The organism is Bacillus sp. JK62, assembly GCF_053663455.1.
This window is the reverse complement of sequence record NZ_JBSJQA010000002.1, coordinates 593,659-617,039: the sequence shown is the minus strand read 5'-3', so window position 1 is coordinate 617,039 and position 23,381 is coordinate 593,659. Positions and strand designations below refer to the sequence as shown.

Genomic DNA, 23,381 nt, shown 5'->3' with positions numbered 1-23,381 from the left:
TCACGTTGTCACCTGCCAAAACGAGTCTGCAGGTGCAGTGCTTGTCTCTGCTTTTTTCTCATATTTCTTTAAAAGATCCGCAATGTCCGTTTTTTCATTACTTGTTTTTTCCGGTTCACTTTCCGTGCTGTTCCAGCCGCCCAAAAGCGGGTAGTGTTTTTTTCTGAATTCCGGCGGCTGGGGCGACCGGTGATGTTCCCGCTGCCTTGCACCTCTGTATTCTTCAACGAGGATATGAGCATTTGTCCCGCCGTCAGGAAATGAACTCTGAGCTGCGACGCGGGGTTTCTTCTCTGAATGCCAATCAACGGGTTCACGATTAAAATGAATACGCGACGCTTCAAAGTCATAATGTTCAAATGGCTCACGCGCTGATAAGAAAGGCGGAATCCGCTTATGATAGACGCTCAGCACACATCGGATGAAGCCCGCAAGACCTGAAGACAGAAGCAAATGCCCTACATTCGGTTTCACCGATCCGATCCGGCAGGGCAGAAGCGTTTTCCGGTTCAGCTGATAGACATCTGAGAGCGCCTTGATTTCCACCGAATCAACGATTGGGGAACCGCCTCCGTTCACTTCTATATATCCGATGTCTTCGGGCGACTTTTCCGCCATATTAAGCGCAGTTTGAATGACGTCTCTCTGCGCCCTTATATTCGGTGAACCGGGACCGAGCGTCCGGCCGTCATTGTTTACCGAGACGGCTTTTATGACGCCGTAAATACGGTCTCCGTCCCGCACCGCATCGCTCAATCGCTTGATAAAAACCGCCCCCGCTCCTTCTCCGAGCACTTCTCCCGCTGATTCACGGTCGAATATATGAAACACGCCGTTCTCATTTAAAATATGGCGCGCTCCGAATAACCGGTGCGCGGACGGAGATAAGAGCAGACTCACCGAACCGACTAAGGCCGCGTCAATCCTTCCGGCCAAAAGGGCGTCTTTTGCAAAGGACAGCCCGATCAGCCCTGAGGAACATGCTGTATCCACGACAAGGCTCGGCCCTGTGACATTAAAAAATCGTGAAATGTTGGCCGCCAAATAGTTTTGCCCCGCCCCCAAAATCGGATTAGGCGCCTGCAGGATATGTTCCATACCGGCTGAAGGCTGCGCCCTGCCGCCGATGTATACGCCGACTTTCCGGCCCGACAAATCCTTTTGTCCGTACCCGGCATCATAAACGGAATGAACCGCTTCTTCTAATATGATCCGCGCCTGCGGGTCCATAATTGCCGCGTCTTTTTCAGAGATGCCGAAAAAGCCCGCATCAAACATGTCGATATCATCAATCCACCCCGCATAATCCTTTGCATGTGCTGTTGCATGCCAGCGCGATGCGGGGACAGGCCGGATGGCGGTGTTCCCTTTCATCAGCAGCTCCCAAAAAGCATCCGTTCCGCCCGCCCCCGGAAAACGGCAGGACATGCCGACGACGGCAATATCGTCTTCGGTATCCGCTTTCGGCTTCATGGATGTTCTCTCTTCAGCGGCGGTTACATCAGGCTGGACGTCCATGTCTTGAACGAAACCATTTTCTTTTGTCATAAAATCGGTTTCATGATGCGCTGCGAAATAGTCAACCATTTCTGTAATCGTTTGATATTGAAGCATTAAGGACGGTGTTAACTTTATGCTGATCCGTTTTTGCAATGATTGAACCAATTCCGCAAAGAGTATTGAGTCAATCCCGTATTCATCAAACGGCATATCATCTTTTATCTGCTCATCCGTCATTTTCAGTTCTTCGCTGAAAACGGTGCGCACCCATTGACGAATCATATCCTTCACCTTTTGGTCACTGGCAGTGCTTTTTTTCATGGGAGCTTCAGTTTTCTTCACCTTCAGAAGATCACCAAAATCAGCCTCACTGTCTTCGGGAACACAAGGAATTCCGCAGCTTTGTCCGTTTAATATGATGTAATCTAAAAACTTCAGTCCGTCTTCGGCAGACAGCCTGGAAAGTCCTGATTTTTGATAAGCAGGTGTTTCCGGCAGGCCTTCAGCCATGCCGGTTTCTTTCCAGACGGGCCATTGAACGGCTTTAACAAACACGTTTCCTTTACCTGCCTGATGATTTGCAAAAGAGTCCATAAATGAATTAGCCATCGCGTAGTCACTTTGCCCCGCAGCAAGCGAAGGGATCAGACCCGAAACGGATGAGAACAAAATAAAAAACGACAGCGGCTCATTCTGAACGGCTTCATAGAGACCGCCAAGCCCTGTTACTTTCGGCGTGCAAACGCTTTCGATCTCAGTTTCGGTTTTGTTATAAAAAGCGGGGTGTTCTCCCATTGCACCCGCGCAATGAAAAACGCCGGTAATCGGTCCCAACGTGCCGCGGATGCTGTCCGTCATGTTCCGGAGCCCCTTTTGATCCGTAAGGGAAACGCTGTAATAACGGATCTCCGCGCCCCGCTCGGCTAACCTCTGCATCCGCTCGGCTTTTTCCGGGAGAATGCCGTCCTTTTTCATGTCTGCCCACTCCGAGGAATCGGGAAGCGGCTCCCGCCCCATGATGACCAGTTTTCTGCACCCGCGTGAAACGGCATGCTCCGCCGCAATTGCGCCGATCCCGCGCGATCCGCCCGTTATTAACAACACATCATCAGACGAATAGGAAAGCTCAGGCACCGCAGACACATTCGTACCCGGCTTCAGAAACGGCACATAACGGCGATTCAGCCTGTAGCAGCATTCACTGCCGCTTTTGGCCCGCGGCTGTAAAAATTCAGTTTCAATCTGTCTGCTTAATTCTTCTGTATGCTCAATCGCACAATCGCTATCTATCGTAAAAGAATGAATGTTGGCATACTCAGCGCCCAGCATCCGGTACAGCCCCGCCGTTTTCGCCCCCTGCATCAGAGGTTTACTTTCCTTGAAAGGCTGGAGGCGGTGTGTCACTTGGCTGAGCACAGCGCCGCTATGACGGAATGATTCCAGAACCTGCTGTAAAAAGGCAAGCTTTCCGTATTCTATATCTTCCCGCCGTTCATATTCCGCATCATATGCGGTTATGTCGACGACCCCGAGTATCTGTTTGTTTTGAAGAGACTCCCGCACTCTGCCGTAAAGGTTTCGCCCCGATGCGGCAACGTAATAATCGGCGCCGTCTTTTGCCTGATGGATGAAACAGATCGTTTCAATATGGTCGTTTCCTTTAAATAGAGCATCGGCCAATCGGCTCGTCTTATCAGTTGCAAGTATCATTACTGTTCCTGATAATGCTTCAGACTCCGCCGGATCTTGCTGCTTCCAGTCTTTTTGAAGAATGATCTTTTGGTTTTCCGCCGGTTCGTCTGTCTGTTTCCGGATATCCGCAGGCACAGGCACCCAATACCGCTCCTTCGCGAACGGATATACAGGAAGGCTGACCCGTTTCGGCTTCTCTCCTTCGTATAACTGGTTCCAGTCAACGGCGGCTCCTTTTGCCCACTCCGTGAGCAATCTGGAATATTGCTTGTCTTTCAAAAGTTCGGCCATTCCACTTGTTGAAATATCATCTTGAGCACGTCCGCGGAAACACCCTTCAATTTCCGTTTTCCGTTCAAGCACATCCTTCAGTTTCGCTTGCAGGCCGCAAACGGATGTAACGATCAATGCCAGCCGTTCAGGCATCGCTTCTCTGCCCGCTTGAAGCGTGTAGGCCAGGTCTTTAAGGTTGACTTCTTTTTCCCGTAAAAAGCGGTCATACCGTTTGACATATTCCAATAGCCGTTCTTCATTTTTTGCCGAAAGCAGAAACAGAACCGGCTCGTCTTCCCGTATATTCACCGATTTCTTTTCAGCCTGCGGCGGCAGATATTCTTCTATGACAAAATGGGCATTGCTCCCGCTGGCGCCAAAAGAACTTAAACCCGCTCTTCTCGGCTGGTCAGAATGTGACGGCCGTTCCCATTCTTCCAGCCGGTCCGCCACATAAAACGGCGTATCCGGAAATGGAATATGGGGATTCAGCGTGTCCGCGTGCAATGACGGAAAGATTTCTCCATGCTTCAGCTGCAAAAGCACCTTTGTTAATCCGGCGATTCCGGCGGCTCCTTCTAAATGGCCGATATTTGATTTGGCAGAGCCGATGGCGCAAAACCGCTTCTTGTTTGTCCATTTGCGGAAAGCGCGGCTCAGCCCTTCAATTTCAATCGGATCACCCAGAGACGTACCCGTTCCGTGAGCTTCAATATAACTCAATGTCTCCGGATCAATGCCGGCACTCTGAAAGGAATCTGTAATGACTTCCGCCTGTGATGCCGGATCAGGCACGGTCAAACCGGATGTTTTTCCGACATGGTTTAAAGCGGAGCCTTTTATGACGCCATATATCGGACAGCCCATCTTTTCCGCTTCTTGAACGGTTGTCAGTAACACCGCGCCGACGCCTTCTCCCGGCACATAGCCGTCACCGCCGTCGGCGAAGCTTTTGCAGACGCCTTCTGAAGACAGAAATCCGGCATTCGCCAAAAACGCATATTTATGCGGATGTGTGACCGCATTAACACCGCCGGCAATGGCGAATTCGCACTCCCCCCTTTTAATGCTTTCACATGCCAAATGTATGGATGTGAGCGAAGAAGAGCACATCGTATCAACAGCCATTGACGGCCCTGTAAAGTTCAGGCAGTGAGACACGATATTCGGAACGGAGGCAGGCGTCACGCCCATAGACAGCGGTGTGCCCCGCTGTGTGATTTCAGCGCCGAACAGCTCATAATGGCTCCAAAACACACCTGCGAATACCCCGACGCGTTTTCTTTTTTGTGAAGATGGCCCGCGCGCCGTTCTGTCCTGATAAAAACCGGCATCTTCACAAGCTTCCCAAGCCGTCTCTAAAAACAGCCGCGCCTGCGGATCCATCATTTCAGCCTGGCGGGGAGTCAGATTGAAAAACAGCGGATCAAAGCTGTCTATGCGATCTAAAAATCCTCCGTAACGGTAGAACTGATCTGCTTCATATGAGAAAGGATAACCTTCCCATCTGTCTTTCGGCATTGTTGTGATGCAGTCTTTACCTGAGCGCAGATTTTGGTAAAATTCATCGATGCTTCCCGCCTGCGGATATCTTCCCGCCAATCCGATTACCGCAATATCGTGCTCTTCTGTGTGTCTCTCTTGTTTTCGGCTTCTTCTCTTGACAGCTGCATGGGATAATGAAGAGCGGTTCTTGTCTGCCATCGGAACCAATCGGGCCATGCTTTCAGTTACAGCAGGCTCCTTCCCGTATAAAATAACGGATTGCAGCTTGCCGAGACGCAGCATATATTCTAGTGAAGCCATCCCTTCCCCGGCCGGAAGCGGGCTGGTGCCGGTTGCATCATTCATGATCTCTTTCATCAAACTGTCAACCTGCATGCCCCCATCTTCCCAAAGCGGCCAGTTGATCGTCATAGAAGCCCCGGTCCGTTCGCCTTTTTCCGCTTTGCAATCGCGATATTTCATATATTCATCCATAAAAGCGTTCGCTGCGGCATAATCTGTCTGGCCCGCATTTCCGGTCAACGCCGAGAATGAGGAAAATGCGGCGAAAAATTCAAGCGGTTCATGCCGTGAAGCTTCGTCCGCATGAATCAGGCCGCTGATTTTCGGCAGGAACACCCGCTTCAAGTCAGAACTGTCTTTATGGATGATAAATTGATCTTTTAAAACACCGGCGCAATGAAAAATGCCCGTCAGCCGGCCGAAAGTTTCTGTAATCTGAGCAAATGCCCGCTCTGTTTCGGCTTTGCTGCCGATGTCCGCTTGAACATAAAGAACTTCTGCTCCCAATGCTTTCAGTCTGCTGATCTTCTCAGACTGTTCCGGCGAACGGCCGATGAGTGCGAGCTTCACCTTTTCTTTTTCTGCAAGGTGACGGGCAAGCAGAAATCCAAGACCGCCGAGGCCTCCTGTAATGACATATACGCCGTTTTGTTTCCAAGGAGACTGTGTCTGTCCGTCCGGTTTCTCAATACGTTCGAACAATCTGATCTGCCGCATATCGTCTTTATACCGAATGTCTGTGCAGCCTGCATGAGAGCAGTCTGCTTCTGTTCTAATGATTGCGGCCGTCTCACTTGGCAATCTCTCATTCTTGTCACAGAAGGTGATCACCTGAGTGCGAAGAGCCGGATTTTCCAGATGGGCCGTTTTCAGCATAGCCCCGAGAGCGGAAGACAATGCCGCTCCATTCTCAACGGCGCATACAAGCTGAATCAATGTATGTTCTTTCGGATGGTCTGTCAGTTCCCGTTTGAGCATACGAAATATGCGCTCGGCATCTGCTTCAAACTGCTCATCTGCAACCTCATGCTCCCTTTTCAGTTCTATCACTTCCGCTTCCGGGCAATATGTGCCGAGTTCACCGGTGAGACGGGCTCCTGCATCGGCAGCGATAATGAGATGACGGGTGTGTTTTTGCCCGTTCTGCACCGCCGTTTCCAGCGGCTGATCTTTCCAGGCGGGTTCAAAAAACAGAACCTCATCAGCAGTGTCAGCGTCTGATGTATGCCGTTCTTCGGCCGAATCTTTCAGCACACAGCCCGCTTCATTGATAAGGTAATCCGCAAGGCGGCGGACAGATGAATATTCAAAAAGCAGTGTCGGATAAAACTGCTGCTGAAAAGTCTGCTCTAATATCTTTACAAGCTTCAGCAAATGCGCCGAGTCAAGCCCCATATCATAAAAGCCTTTCCGCACATCAATAGCCTGTGCCGGACGATTGATCAGCCCGGCGATTTCCGACTTTATGTAAGTCACCATGTTTTGTTCCGGCGTTTGCTGTTCAGACACGTCTTCTGCGGCCACAGGACTTTCGGGTTCTCCACGGCCGCTTCTGTTCTGCTGAGGCGGCTTCTCTTTGTCTATCAGATGGGTAATCATATTCGCTTGTCTGACCCTTTTTACTGTCAGTTTCTCACATTCGGCCAATACGTTCCCTGCCCTGTCGTAAATCGTGAAGTCGGCCGAATAAAAATCAGGTTCGCTATCTGATGCGCCGCTTTCAGTGCGGCTGTTTTTCGCAGAATAAGTGTAAATCGTTTTCGGAAACGGCTGATATATGCAAAAACGATTAATCATAAAAGGAATATAAGGTGTGTCATTCTGCTTTTGGGCCGACAATGCAAAGGAAGAGCCGGCAAGGGTGGACGCATCTAAAAAAGCCGGATGCGCCTTAAATTTCTCCCGGAATCCTTCAGCCAAATCACTCAGAGTGAGCTCCATTAATTCTTCTTTATCCTGAAGCTGATAAACGGCCCCTTCATTTTTCATAAACTCGCCATGCTCAATATGGCTTCTTCTTGCAATTCCGTAAATGTCATGCATGTCCCATTTTCGGCTTGCGTTTTTCATGAATGCTTCAATATTCAGTTCTTTTGCCCGGGGCGTGTCTTTTTGCAAATAAAGCTGACATTCCATATTCTCATCCCGTTTTCCGCCAAGCGGTGTGCCGTTTTTTGCTTTTTCGCTAGTGATCTCAACTTTCCAGCTGTCACGCGCCGGCGTAAAGGTGACATACAGGTGTTTATCAAACTCTTCAGATGTTACAACAGGCTGCTTAAAAATAATCTGTCTTAATTCTATAGGCCTTTCACCGAGATAACCGGCGGCGAGCCGATACAGCATATCTATTAAAGTCACGCCCGGGAGGACGCGGATTTGATGAACGCGATGATCCCGGACGATATAATTCGTATGGCTGATTTTCTGCAGGAACGTTTTGACTTGATCGGTGGCAACTGCCAATCTATCACACCTCGCTTATTTCAAACATTGCTTCTGTGCCCGCCTCATTTTCTTCCGCTTCGGACAACTGTGCTTTTTCAGGCCAATACCGCTGTTTTCGGTATACTGTCTGGCCGCCTTTCGGTTCCATGGTCGCTTTTCGTTCTTTCGGAATTCCTTCGTTGCTGACAATGATATGGGCGTTATTCCCGCCCAAACCGAACGCGCTGACCCCGGCCCTGAGTATCTCTTTTTTTCCGTCCCACCGCTTCAGCTCAAGCACAGGATAAAGCGGCGAATCATGAAATTGAAAGCGGGGGTTCGGTTTATGGCAATGCAAAGTCGGCGGCAGTTCTTCATTGGCAATCGCCAGCAAAACTTTGATGATTCCCGCCGCGCCCGCCGCACTCAGCAAGTGGCCGATATTGCTTTTGACGCTCCCTACACCGCAAAATTGCTTTTCATCGGAATAAGCAGACAAGACATTGGTTAATCCTTTTAATTCAATCGGGTCGCCGATCAAAGTACCGGTTCCGTGCATCTCTACGTATGTCATGGTGTCCGGCTCGATTTCCGCTGATTGAACCGCCTGCTCAATCAAGTCCTGCTGCGCTCGAGGATTCGGCGTCGTCACCCCCATTGTGCTGCCGTCATTATTTATCGCAGAGCCGTCAATAACGCCGTATATTTTATCTTCGTCTTCTATCGCTTTTTCGAGCGGCTTCAGCATCAGCACACCGCAGCCCTCTCCGATTCCTGTTCCGTCCGCATCGGCATCGAAAGATTTTGAACGGCCATTTGGCGATAAGATTCTCGCCGCGCTCATTGTGAGAAAAGGTTTTTCATCAAGCAAAATGTCAACCCCGCCCGCAAAGGCCGCCTCCGCTTCTCCATTTTGAATAGCCTGCACGGCCAAATGAATTGCCGTAAGCGAACTGGAGCAGGCCGTATCCACGACCAGGTTGGGCCCTGTAAAGTTATAAATGTGCGCCATATGTGCGGTAATAAAATTTTGCCCCGCGCCAATAATCGCGTCTTTTTGCAAATATTGAAATTTCTGATGAAACGCACCTGCCCTTGCACCGGCAAAAACGCCGATACGGCGGCCCCAGAGATCCTCTTTTTGATAACCGGCATCGGCCAAAGCTTCCGCGCTCACTTCGAGCCACTGCCTTTGCAGCGGGTCTATCATCGGTGCCAGCGTTTCTGAAATATTAAAATACTCCGGGTCAAAATGATCAATATCGTGAATAAAACCGCCCCATTTACTGATGCTTTTTCCTTCTTGATATTCACCCGGCTGATAGTGTTCTCCGGCGTTCCATCTGTCCGGCGGAACTTCAGTGACGGCATCCGTTCCGCTGCGGAGATTCTTCCAATATTCTTTTATATCCCCCGCTTTCGGAAAATGACAGGCCATGCCGATGATCGCAACCTTTCCCCGTTTCCCGGGCTTATCTGCCGTTTTTTTGCTCTGTTTCGGCGTCTTCTGCAAAGGGATCTTCTCCGCGGGAACCGCTGCATCTGCCGAAAAAGCTTCCGGACAATGTGCGGCTAAATAATCCGCGAGCTGTTCTATGGTAGGGTGTTCCAGAAGGACAGTCGGATCAATTGAAACGGACGGCAGTTTTTGATCGATCTTTGTCAGCACTTGCGCCAGAAAGATAGAATCCATTCCGTATTCCTGAAAAGGCACATCGATATCCATATGCGTTTCATCGATACTCAGCTCTTTTGCCAAAAGCGACTTCAGCCAAGATTGAATATCAGTCCGGTTATGGACCCGTTTTTTTGTTTCAGGAGGTTTGGAAGCTGTTCTCATTCCTTTATGGGCGGCTGGCTTGGCGTTTTCAAGCGCTTTGATGTCCCAATCATGTTTCACTTGTGCCGGCAGCACGACAGCTCCGGGTCTTTCTCTTAAAATGTAATCAAGCATCTTGAGACCTTCCGCGTCAGAGTGCCGCAGCAATCCCGTTTGCTGATACACCCCGCTTTTTGTATCCCTGCTCATGCCCGTCTCATCCCATGCCGGCCATTGTATGCTCATGATGCCGCTCTCATTGTTTTCTGCAAAATAGTCCATATAAGAATTTGCCATCGCATAATCGCTCTGACCCGCCGCAAGAATCGGGACGGCTGCCGAGACAGATGAAAACAGGACGAAAAATGCCGGCGCATCATCCTTTACACTCTCATACAGACTGTGAAGGCCGTCTGCTTTCGGTGCGAGCACCCGCGCGATACTGTCTTTGGATTTGCGGAGAAAAGCAGGGTTTTCACGGTCCGTAATTCCCGCGCAATGCAGAATGCCTCCGATAGGTCCGAGCGTTGTGGTTACCTCTTTTATAAGCCGTCCGACGGCCTGCTTATCCGTCAGATCAACTGCTGAGACGCACACTTTTACGCCTTGTGATTCCAGCTTTCGGATAAGCTGTATTTTTTCCGAAACGACAGGGTCTGTTTGCTCAAGATCCCACTCGGTTTTCGGCGGCAGCTCCTTTCTGCCTGTCAGAAGCAGTTTCTTCACACCGTATGCGGAAACGAAATGCTTGGCGCATAAAGCGCCGAGACCGCTTGTTCCTCCGGTTATCATCAGGACGGCGTCTTTTGGAAACACAGTCCGGTCTGTTTGCACGGCTTCTGGTTCAATCTGATCAGTCTGCCGAAGAACATAGCTGAAGCGCATGCCGTCCCTGTAGCAAACAGCAGATTCCGTTAAGTCTGATTCAATTTCTTGTTTAATAAAAGCGGCTGTCTGCTCCAGCGGCTCTTCAGGATCAATATCGGCGTGACAGGTGAGAATATGGCTGTATTCGTGCCGCAGCATGCGATAAAGCCCCGCTTTTTCAATACCGCGCATAGCGGCCGCATTATTTTTGAAGGATTCAAGCCCTTTTGTAAGATAAAGCATTTTTATGTTTTCTTGTCCGCGGCCGTATTCAATCAGCTGCTGCAGCGATGCCACCCAACTGATGTCCTGCCGCTTTTGTCGGGAGCCGCAGCCGGTGAAGTCAATAAACCCCGAATAGATGGCCGCATTCGGATCCTGTAAGAAAGAGATGAGCTGATTTTCCTGCACAATGTCAGCCTCATTCAGCTGTTTTTTCACCTCGGCGGCAAGGTCTTTTGTATCCTCGGAGACGATGAGCGCTATTTTGCTGAATGGCTCGGATGAAGACACTGCCTCGCAAGGCTCCCATGTTTTCTGCAATACTACTGTTTTTTGATTCGAAAGCGGCAGCTGCTCCCGTTTCGGCACCCAATAGCGGTCGGCTCTGAACGGATAGGAGGGCAGGCTGATGCGGCGCGGCTTACTGTCCGTATACAGCTGCTCCCAATCTGTGTCAAATCCGTTTACCCAGAGCCGCAGCACTTTCTTGTATTTCTTTTTCTCAATCCAGGCGCTGACGAGGTCAGCAGCGTCTTCATCGTCTGAGAACATGGAGATCGTGTTATTCTCGCGTTTTTTGCGCCCGCTGATGATATCTTCGCTGTTTTTTCCCATCAGAAACGCGTTCAGTTTTTCAGTCAGTTCCTCTGCGGAGCCTGCAATGATTCCCAGCCTCGTTTCCATTGCGTCCCGTCCGGTCTGCAGTGTGTATGCAACATCTGCAAGATCGATATGGCGGGATGATCCGTTTTGGATAAAATCCCGAAGGAGACGCGCTCTTTCTTTCAGCCGCTCTTCATTTTTAGCCGACAAAACAAAAAGAGATGACGCTTTCTCACGGGTTTCCGGCTGTTCCGTCTCACTTTTGCCCATGTATTCTTCAATAACGATATGCGCATTGACACCTCCGAAACCGAATGAGCTTACACCCGCCCGGCGGGGCAGGACCCGGCCGTTTTCATCACGCAGCGCTTCCCACTCCTTTGTTTCTGTCACAATGTAAAACGGGCTGTCCTTCAATTTGATATGGGGATTGATGTTCTCGCAATGCAGACTTTTGGCGAGCGTCCGATGTTTCAGCTGCATCAATACTTTGATAACGCCCGCAATACCTGCTGCGAGCTCCAAATGTCCGATATTTGTCTTCACTGAGCCTATCCCGCAATATCCGCCCGGAGCCCCGTCTGTTTGGAAAGCTTTTTTCAATGCATTGATTTCAATCGGATCTCCGAGCGCCGTACCTGTTCCGTGCGCTTCTATATAAGTGATCGTTGACGGGTGAATACCGGCTTTTTGATAAGCGCTTTTCAGCACATCCGTCTGAGCCTGCGGGTTCGGCGCGGTAAGTGACGCTGAGCGTCCGCCGTGATTTTCCGCTGTACCGCGGATGAGGCCGTAGATGTGATCCCTGTCATGCTCAGCCTCTGAAAGCTTTTTCAAGACAATCATGCCGGCACCCTCTCCTCTGACATAACCGTCAGCCTGATCAGAAAATGTTTTGCAGCGCCCGTCTTCACTGAGCATGCCTGCTTTTTGAAAACCGATATGCCCTTCTGGCGTGACGATCGTGTTGACGCCCCCTGCGACCGCCATATCACAATCTCCCGTTTCAATGGCTTTTACCGCGCGGTGAATGGCGACTAAAGAGCTTGAACAAGCGGTTTCTACCGGCTCGCTCGGCCCGTGGATATCAAGAAAATAACTCATCCGGTTCGGCCCGACGGACGGCACGATTCCGGTCATCGTATACCCCTCGACAGGAAGACCCGCCTTATTGATTAAGGTTTGATATCCGCTTCCCAATGTGCCGGTGAAAATGCCGGTTTTTGTTCCGGCAATCCGTTTTGCTGAGTACCCCGCGTCTTCAATGGCTTTCCACACATACATCATTAATAGGCGCTGCTGAGGATCCATCATTTCAGCTTCTTTCGGAGATATCCCGAAAAACAGCGGGTCAAACCCGGCGATTCCATCTATAAAACCGCCCCATTTAATTGACGTTTTATTTGCAGCCGCTGCCGGATCGCCGTAATATTCGCGCCAATCCCAGCGATCCCGGGGAATTTCTGTGATGCAATGCTCTCCTTTTGATAAACGTGTCCAGAATTCATCTATGTCTTTCGCTTGCGGAAAAATACCGCTGATTCCGATAATGGCTATCGGTTCGGTTTTTTCTTCTGATTTTCCTTTTACGGATACGGGCGTTTCCCGTTTGACATGAACGGCCGCCGGAGTTTCAGCTTTTCTTTTTCCGGCTTTTGGAACGGTTTTAAAACGCTCTCTTTCTAAGCCGCTGAATGCTTCTTTCCATTCAGATATCAAATGGCCGCTCAGTTTGCGCAATGTCGGAAATTCAAAGAAGATAGTCGGGCTGAGCTCAAGCTGATAAGACCGATTTAATAGATTTGTAAATTCAGTGAAGATGATCGAATCAAATCCGTATTCCGTCAGTTCGCTGTCAGCCTCAATATCTTTCATGCTTACCTTTAAAAGATCTGATACATGCCTCTTTAGTTTCTCTTGAACCCGATCTTTCAGATCTGTTGCATCTGTCTCTGCCGGAGCTTGTCCGGCGGCGCTTTGTTCTTCGCCCAGATCGAAAATATGGCTGCGAATCCGTTTCTCGTCGCCTTCTGCCACCATGACCTGGTGTGCTCCGGAGGCAAAAGCGGCATAAAGCGCCTGGATGCCTGATGCCGATCGCATGGCTTTCATTCCGGTCTGTTCATACATCAGCCGTTCTGTCTCTTTGTCCACACGCATACCGCCTTCTTCCCAAAGCGGCCAGTTGACGGACAGGGTCTGCCCGCTCCGCTTGTTGTCCCGCACGAGACGGTTTCGGCGGGCTGCATATACGTCCATAAATGCGTTGGCTGCCGCATAACCGGCCTGCCCCGGATTTCCCATGCCTCCCGCCAAGGAAGAAAACAGAATGAAAAAGTCCAGCCGCATATCTTTCGCTGCTTCATCAAGATTGATAAGCCCTTTCACTTTCGGCGCCATGACGGCCTTCCGTTCGTTTTCTGTCTGGTTCAGAATGTAGTTGTCGGCGATCACGCCGGCGCCGTGAATGATCCCGTCGAGTGTTCCGTGCTCCTCCTGTATGCCGCGGACGAGGGCGATAACCGCCGCCCTGTCTGTCACGTCAACCGGTTGATACAATACGCGGGCGCCCGTCGCTTCCAAGCGCCGTAAGCGGGCGGAGCGGTCTTCATCTAGCGCTTCCACCCTTCCCGTTAATACGAGGACGGCGTTTTTGACGCGGGAGGCTATTTCTTCAGCTAAAATCAGGCCGATGCCGCCCGCTCCCCCGGTAAGGAGGTAAACCCCTTCGTCTTTCCACGGAACGGCGCCGCTTTGAGGCGCAGGCAGGTGACGCCAGTTTCTGACGAGACGTTTGCCGGCTTCATAACGGATTTCCGCTTGTTCAGGGTGCGCCCGGTTTTCTTTCAGCTTGGCAAGAAGCGATGATGCTGGCTCGTCCGGATCGGCTTGGATGACTTGGCCGTACAGCTTCGGATGTTCAAGGTGAGCCGTTTTCAGAAAAGCGGCCAGCCCCGCCAATACATTGTCTTCCCCCCTGTCGGGGACAAGAAGCTGGATCAGCGTTTTTTTCTTCTGTTTTTCTTTGATAAGACGCTTGACGATCGCTGACAGCTCCGCCGCGCAGGCGTCATAACGGTCTTCAATCGGACCTTCGCCGTCAGCCGCACATACGGCGCCGCTTATCTCCTCAGCGTTCATTCCGCCATACACCGTCACGTATCTGAAAGACTCTTCTTGTCCGCCGCCTTCATCCGGCGGTGATTCCTGCCACTTTGGCTGAAGCAAGAGCGGTTTTCCCTCCGTTTCCTCTTCCAGAAAACGGGCGGTGAGCCCCGTCAATCGGACACATACCTCGCCGTTTTCATCACACAGCTCAATATGATAGGCGCCGTCCGCTGAGGAAAGCACCGCCCACATCGTCTCACGGCACGCAGAAAACACCTGCATATCCCGGAGGGCAAACGGCAGAAACGGCCGTCCGGACGCGGAACCGTCTGAGAGCACGAGACCGATAGAAGCCTGAAGGGCGGCGTCCAGCATGCTCGGATGCAGGATGAACGGCTCCTTTTCTTCGCGGGCGGACGGCGGAAGAGTGAGCTTCGCGAGCACTTCTCCGCTTCCGGCATAGACGGCGTCAAGCGCCTGATGAGACGGTCCGTAGGTGATGCCGAGACTGTCGAATGCTTCATAGCACTCAGCCTTTGACATGCGCCGGCCGCCGCAGCGCGTCTGAACCGCTTCCACATCGAGTACAGGAGCACGCTCCGTCTCTTCGAGCACGGCCTTTCCCTGGAAAAAGACAAGCGGCTCTTCCCCTTCGGCATACGCTTCAAAAGCGATGTCTCCGTTTTCTTCCGGCTGAAGCTTTACATGAAGCGTCACTCCCTCAGAAAGCACCGTCACCGGACGGAGCCAAACGATCTGTTTGAGCCGGACACCCGCTTTCCCGCCCGGCAAGTCTTCAGCGGCAAGCGTAACGGCGGCCCGGGCCATTTCTAAAGCAGCCGCGCCCGGAAGCACCGGTTTTCCATTGACGATGTGATCAGCAAAAAACGGTTCATGCCCTGAAAAAACAGAAGTAAAGCGCTGGGCGGTAAAGGTCGATGTATTCGCATGGAGCAGCGGGTGAAGCTTTTCACGTTCAGCTGAATTCCGGCTTTCAAGCTCTCCCTGAAGACGATCGGACGCCCAATACGTCTGCCTTGCAAACGGGTAGCCCGGCAGATTGCCGATTCGCGGCAAAGGTCCGCCATAAAGCAAGTCCCCTTCGATTTCATAACCTTGACAATAAAAATCTGCCAGCACGCATAACAGTTCCTGATATTTTCTTTGGTCAGAATATGAGGCGCTGCACTTGCCGAGCACTTCTATTATGTGCTCCTGAATATACTGTCGGCCTGCAAAGTGCTGCGGTACTTTTCCCGAAAACACATAAGGATGATGTTCATTAAGCTTTGCCTGCTTCCATACATACACTGCGTCATCAGCATCTTGAACCACGATGGCGGCGCGATGGTTAAAGTGATGCCGTCCTTTTAGCAACGTATAGCTGAGCTGGGCTAGATCATTTTCTTTCAGTCCGCCATTTTCCGCCCAAGTGATCATATCTTCGATTTTTTCCTGAAGGGCCTCCTTTGTTTTTGCAGACAAAGTCAGTAAATAAGCAGGGGCATCCCGATGAGGTGAAGCGCTGCGCTTATAGCTTTCCATAACGACATGGGCGTTTGTTCCGCTCATCCCGAATGCGCTGACTGCCCCCATTCGGTTTTTATCCGGCAGAGAAGGCCACGGTTTACCCGTTTTATTCACATAAAAAGGACTCTTCTCCCAGTTGATATAGCGGTTTTCCCCGCTGCAATGCAGACTGGCGGGAATCATTTCACGGGAGAATGCCTGTAAAAGACTGATCAAACTGACAATGCCTGACGCGGCAAACGTGTGGCCGATATTGGTTTTAATTGATGTGAGCGCGCAAAATGCTTCTTCGTTTGTATAGGCAGTAAATGCGTCATAAAGCGCGTTAATTTCCACCGGATCACCGAGTTTTGTCCCCGTGCCGTGTGTGACGATATATTCGATATCTTCAGGGTTGATACGGCCCCGGTCATAAACGGAAGTAAGCAGCCGGGTCTGCGCGACGCCGCTCGGAGCGGTAATTCCGTTTGTTTTCCCATCATAATTGATGCCGCTCGCCCGAATCACCCCGTAAATCGGATCACCATCTTCTTCCGCCTCTCTCAGCGGCTTCAGAACAACCGCCGCGGCAGCTTCCCCGGGAACCATGCCGTCAGCCCTTTTATCAAACGCGAAGCATTTCCCGTTTTCCGACAGCATTCCGGCTTTATCTATCGTTTCAAAAAAGTCCGGGGTATTCATGATATTCACCCCGGCCGCAACAGCTGTTGTGCACTCTTTATTCTGCAGGCTTAATACCGCCTGATGGACAGAAACGAGCCCCGAAGAACATGCTGTATTTATCGCCATCACAGGACCTGATAAATTCAAGTGATAAGCCAGCCGCGCCGCCAAAATACCGTTATGATGAGACGTGACATTGCCTTTGTCCTGTGTTAAAAGGTGATAATCTCCTTCTTCCGCACCCACAAACATACCGATCGTCTGCTGCCTGATGTGACTGGCGCCGTAGCCGGCGTCCTCAAGGGCCCTCCACGCTTCCTGTAGAAGAAGCCGCTGCTTCGGATCCATCGTTTCAGCTTCCCTCGGCGATATTTCAAAAAATAAAGGGTCGAATTCGTCCGCCCCCGGTACAGCGCCGAGTTTCCATTTTGAACTTGTGAAGCCTTTTTTTGCGACCGGTGCGACAACGTCCTTTTCCTGAAACAGAATGTCCCACAGCTCGTCCGCCGTGCGCGCCTGAGGAAAGCGGCCGCTCATGCCGATAATGGCAATGGAATCAGCTGCCTGACTGCCCTCGGTTCCGGCGTTCAGCTTATTTCTTCCCCTCTGCTTCTTTCGCTTTTCCGTTCCTGCCTTTTCAAAGATAGATTGATCTGCGGATTCAGGTTTCTTTTCTTCATAGACATGCTCTATGACGGACTTGTGTTCCGTCAGAAAATAGCGGACGACCTTCTCCAGTGTGGAATGTCCGAAAAACAGGGTCGGGGTCACTTCAATTCCGTAGTGAGCGGACAAAGAAGAAGCGAATTCCGCCAAACTGATAGAATCAAAGCCGAAATCAGCCAAATTGTCAGCGTCCGTCAGTCTGTTCTTGTCTATTTTCAAAAGCCCCGCCACCAGTTCCTTCACATCCCAGCTTACGCATTCTTCCAGTGTAAAGCCTTTCATTTCACTCCGCCTTCCTGAAAACGGGACGTTCCTGTGTACAGAACCCGAAATCGGCCGTTCGCCTTGATCTATCTGCAGGAAGCGTTTGGCCCTCGACGGAAAGCCGGCCAGGACGAGATACTGGCTGGACGGCTGGACCAATAATGTTTCAAAAGCTTCGAGTCCTTCCTCTGTGTATAAATAACGCTGTCCGCTTGATTTTAAATACATATCGGTGCTTTCCGCCGTGCCGACATGCATCCCCCCTTCTTTCCAAAGCGGCCAATTGATGGCAAGTGACTTGCCGCTTCTGAGTCCGAGGCTCACAAGTTTATCCCGGTGACGGACAAAAGCCATTTGGAAGCGGTTCCCCATGGCGTAGTCACAAGAACCGAAGTCTCCTAAAATCGCTGAAGAAGAAGAGAAACAACAGAAGAAGTCAAGCGGCTCCCGTGACAGAACCTGATCTAACACCGCGGTGCCGTCCGCTTTTGGCGATAAGACTTGCTGAAAGGTTTGCAGATCTTTCTCCAGAATGCTTTCAGTGCCTTGAAGACCTGCAGCGTGAATGACACCGTGAATCGGCCCGCATCCTTTCTCTTTCGCTTCTTGCAAACCTTTCTCCATCTGAGCCTGATCTGCGGCATCCGCCTGCACGTAAAACACCTTGGCGCCTGATTCTTCCAATCTCTTTATCTTGTTCAGCACCGGGCCGCCTGCCGCTGATCTCCCCGTCAAAATGAGCGTAACCGGTCCTTTTTCAGCAAAATATCCGGCGAATAACAAGCCTAATCCCCCGCATCCGCCGGTAATCAAGTACGTTTTTCCGCTTTTTATCACACGCTGCTCAACAGGGGCAATATCCGTCTGCTTCATTTCCATGACGTGACGGCTTTCCCCACTGTACATGACACTGCGGAACGACTCGCTGTGAAACTCTTCACATACGTTATGGATCAGCTTTTCAAACGGTTCTTTTTGTCCAAAATAAACCGCGGCCGTATCCGTCTCCGGCAAGATCAGTTTCAGCGACCGTTCCAGCCCGATCCATGACTCGGCGTAACTGATATCGGTATCGGTCCCGCACTGAGCGGAAAGAAGGATTCGCCTCGGTTTAGAACGCAAAGAAGCCGCTGCGCGGATCACATGATAGAGAATAGAATAGTCTTTCACGGCCTTTTCATCTTCAAGCGGCCATCCATATAAAACAGCATCCGCTTTGCCAGCAGCCGTTTCAATATGCCGAAACGTTTCTTGATATGCTTGTCCGTCAGTGATTTTAATTTGATAATGCGTGTTTGAAAGCTTTTGAGTTTCCTCACCCTGTGAAACAAAAAACACGCCGGCTCCCGGATAAAGGGATTGTAAAGACTGATAAGCATGCTTTCTGGCAGCTTCTCCCGTAAGAAAACAGATGACCGTTTTCAGCTCTTCATGAATGGATTTCATCAGAGGCTGCTGCGTCCACATTTCTTCAAATATCATCATCTCGGATTGTTCATCTTGCCCGTGATCCTGCTGAGACGGCTGTCTCATTCTCATCCCTTTGATTTCTGCGCAGACAATGCCGGTTTCGTCACAAAATTGAATGTCACAGCCGGTTTGATTCTTTTTATTCATATACATCCACATGCCGGATGAGCACGGACGCATGACGCGCAGTTCTTCAACCGCTTCAGGCACGATATGGACTGACGGCTCCGTTTTTGCCAGGACATGAAAAGCTGCGTCCAGAAATTCCGGCGGCAGATGATATCCCGGATTACGGCCGCTTTCATCTGTAAGAGCAAGCTTCGCCCAAACCGTATTTTCTCCCGTATAAAGCTTTTCAACGGTGCGGAACTCCTTACTGATCGTTACACCTGATGTGCTTGGTGTTTCATAATCGAATGACAACGGGCGGCAGTCTTTTTGTAAGGAGGCAATATCAAGCACGCGGGATGGCTGTATGTTCCCTTGCCCGATGATTCCATAATGATGCAGCTTCTCTTCGTCACTGTATATTTCATAATGGATGCCTTCCTCGTCTTCAGACAGAAGGGAGAGATTGACGCCCGCACCGTGATGTCCGCTGGTAATCGGGTCAGTCCATGCCGCTGTTCGGATCCATATCTCTTTTTCTTCAGAGCTGTCTGCCGCATGATGATAAGCCGCAAGCGCCATTTCTAAATAAACGGCTGCCGACAGAACCCGCTCCCCTCTCACATCGTGGAAAACGTGTTCCCGGCCTGTAAAAGATGTATGATAGCTTTGCTCCGCCAAGGTTGACGTATTTTCATGCAGGAAAGGATGCACATATTCAGTTGTTCCTGTTTTTTGTTCTTCCCGCTTCATCCAGTAGCTTTCTTTTGCAAATGGATAAGACGGCAGACTGATACGATGCGGCAGCGCGCCTTTATATAAAGATGCCCAATCGACGGGCGCCCCGTGGACCCAGGCATTCAAAAGACTGTCAAATTGACGTTTTTCCATCCAATCACCGACTGTGCCTTCCGTCTCTGTGACAGCACTATCACTCCGGCCCGTAAACACCCCGCTTACGGAACCGGCATTATTCAGAAAAGCAGTCAGCTTCTGTTCCAATTCAGAAACAGAGTCCGCTGTCATCGCCAGCCGTTCTTCCATCGGGACCCTGCCGACTTGAAGGGTAAATGCCGCGTCAAGCAGATTTGCATCTGTAATTGTTCCGTTTCCGGCGGCATTCGACAGCAACAGAGCCCGCTCGCGCAAGCGGTCTTTATCTTTTGCCGATAAAACAAAAAGCGCCGGACGGCCGAAGTCCGCCGAAGTCATTTCAGCCGGTTCATACTCTTCTATAAGCAGGTGGGCATTTGCCCCGCCCGCTCCGAAAGAAGATGTACCCGCGATTCTCGGATATTCCCGTGTTACTCCTTCAGATTCTATGACCGGCCGTCTCCATTCCGCCGTTTCCTGCTGCACGATAAAAGGAGAAGTTTCAAAATCAATTTCCGGGTTCAGCTGCTTTGAATGCAGCGACGGCACCAGATATCCGTGTTTCATCTGAAGAAGAATTTTGGTGACCGCAGCAATGCCCGCCGCACTTTCCAGGTGTCCGATATTGGATTTAACAGAACCGATGGAACAAAATTGCTTTGCATCCGTATAGCGGCGGAAAGCCTTGGTTAACCCCGCGATTTCAATCGGGTCTCCCAAGGAAGTGCCGGTGCCGTGGGCTTCCAGATAGCTGATTGCTCTCGGATCAATCCCTGCCCGCTCCATCGCGTCTGCGATCACTTCCCCTTGTGCATTCGGGTTCGGAACGGTGAACCCGTTCGTTTTGCCGCCGGCGTTCAGAGCGCTTCCTTTAATGACACCGTATATATGATCATGATCTTCAACAGCCTTCTTCAACGGCTTTAACACGATACAGCCGACGCCCTCTCCGTCAACAAACCCGTCAGCCTTATCACCGAACGCTTTGCACGCGTTTGACGGCGACAGCATTCTCATAGAAGAAAGTCCGATATAATGAACCGGATCTGTAATCAGGTTTACGCCGCCGGCAATCGCGCATTCAGATGCACCTGTTCTGATGCTTTCTGCGGCGAGATGAATGGCGGTTAAGGATGAGGAGCATGCGGTATCGACCGCGATGCTCGGACCGTGAAAATCAAACACATAGGATACGCGGTTCGGGATAAAGTGGTAGTGGGCCCCTGTCGGATAGTTGCCGTTCATGACACCTGCAAAGACACCAACCTTTTTACCGGCGCATAGTGAATCAGGGGTATATCCGGCATCCTCAAGGGCCGCATAAGCGGTTTCCAGAAACAGTCTCTCCTGCGGGTCCATGCGCTCCGCTTCTTTCGGGGAGATTTTAAAAAACAGCGGATCAAATTTATCAATATCTGTTAAAAAGCCGCCCCACTTTGTATACATCCGGCCTTCCTTACCTTTTGTCTCATCATAGTAGTCCCGCCAATCCCAGCGGTCTTTCGGAATTTCGGTGATTCCGTGTTCACCGGTCTTTAACCGTTCCCAGAACTCATTAACATTTTCAGCTCCGGGATACTTCCCGGCAAGACCGACAATTGCCACTTCAAGGTGTTTTGAGGGCGGTTCGGAAGCGGGCGGCGCTTTTTCAGAAAAAGATGCCGCTTGGCGCTTCGTCAATCCGGCGCTTTTTTTGCGGCTTTGCTTTTTCTGTAGAGTGTGCGGCACCTTTTCGGCTTCTTTATTTGTCTTGAAAATCCCAGCCATATCTTCCTGTCTTGAGCTGACGAGATATTCCGCTAATCCGCCGATTGTCGGATACTCGAAGAACAATGTGCTGCTGATATCAGGGACGTCTTCCCGCACGCGGTTGGTCAGCTGTACGATTAAGATGGAATCGATTCCGTATTCTTCAAGGGGCGTATGGGCTTGAACGTCCTCAATCGGCATCTTTAAGATGACGCTGACGATCTGTTTCAGATACTCTGTGCTTTTTTCAAGCAAAGAGCCGGATGATACCGCTTCAGTATGAGGGAGTTCTTCTGAAAATCGCGCATGCAGTTCGCGCTCCTTCGTTTCAGCCAAGTATGCGGCAAGCTCTTCTATCGTCCGGTATTCAAAAAACAGCGTGCTGCTGATATCAGGGACGAGATCCCGCAGCTCATTCGTCAGCTGAACGATCAGAATAGAGTCAATGCCGTATTCATCCAGAGGAGCCAGCGGGTTTATCTCTTCTGCCGGCATTTTTAATACTTTTGCCGCAGCCCTTATCAGAAAAGCCGCTGTCTTTTCCGAAAGCCCCTCTCCCGCTTGTTTGATGGGGAGCTGACGATCAGAGGATGTTCGCGGTACGTTTGATTGGCGCTTTTGCGCGGTGTAAGCTTCCCTGCTCTGCCTGATAACTCCGTTGCTTTTCGCTGTGATAATCTGCTGGGTGTGCAGACGTTCGTTTTCAGCCGGAAATTGAATGGAATGAAAGCCTTCAGCCATTAAAACGGATTTCCATGTTTCCGGATAAAGACCGGGGCACCCCGGAATCCGCAGCACCTCATCTTCGTACAGCCACCAGCCCTCTAATAAGCCGAATGTAACATGTGTAAACGGCGTATGCCCGCCCAGTTCATTAACGAGCAGCAAACCGTCTTTTTTCAATACGGCTTTTGCCGTCCGTAAGGTTTTCCGGATATTTTTGGTAGCATGCAGCACGTTTGCGGCGATGGCGATATCGTAGGTTTTCAGATGTAATCCCTGGCCCGCCGCAGGCTTCTCCACATTAAACAGCTGATACGTCAAATACGGATTGTCCGCGCCGTATTCCTTTTCGGCATGCATTAAAAAAGCTTTTGACAAGTCGGTATAACAGTATTCCTGAATATGGTTTTGATAGGGGCGGAGCTTTTTAAACAGTGTGCTGCTCGTTCCGCCGGTGCCCGCTCCGATCTCCAGCAGACGGATGTTTGCCTCAGGATTGTTTTTAATTACATTTTCCACATAAATACACGCTTCATTTGCCAGCACATCGTTGTAATAATCAGCGAGAATGTTATGCTTATAGATTCCTTCAACAAGCTCCATTGAAGAATCGGGAAACATCACGTCAGTGGCTTTTATTTTGCCTGTTAAAATGTCAGGCAAAGCTTGAATGACGGTATCCGCCAGCAGAGCCTGCGCTTTCATATCCGGATCTTTCAGCCATTCGTTTTTCTTCTTATGCCACTCTTCCCACACCGCGGCCGTTTCACCGCTTTTAAAATCGCTGTCTAAAAGACGTATGCTTTCTTCCAGCCAGCGCTCATATAAAGGCAGACAGGAAGCTGCCGGCGCTTCGCCGGTCAGACCCATTGAACGCAGCGTCACCCGCAGCACTTGCAGCAAAAGCCGATTCAATTCTTTCATTTGATTGCTTATTTCTGTTCTTAAGGATAACTGTGTACGGTCTTTTTGTTTGTCTCCCTTACCCAAAACCTTATCCTCCTAAGAAAATTAAATTTGCTCCGTCATTTTGACAGGC

General features: G+C 50.6%; 2 protein-coding genes. Both read right to left on the bottom strand.

Going from position 1 to position 23,381, the window contains the following annotated elements; all coding sequences use genetic code 11:
* Entirely contained in the window at nt 1–7,716 is a 7,716-nt protein-coding gene (locus tag ACWJJ4_RS08170; RefSeq protein ID WP_454021567.1) for an SDR family NAD(P)-dependent oxidoreductase, read from the bottom strand.
* A 4-nt stretch (nt 7,717–7,720) separates the two neighbouring features.
* Complete coding sequence (locus tag ACWJJ4_RS08165; protein ID WP_454021566.1) at nt 7,721–23,332, bottom strand: SDR family NAD(P)-dependent oxidoreductase; 15,612 nt, start codon at nt 23,330–23,332, stop codon at nt 7,721–7,723.
* Nucleotides 23,333–23,381 lie beyond the last annotated feature (49 nt).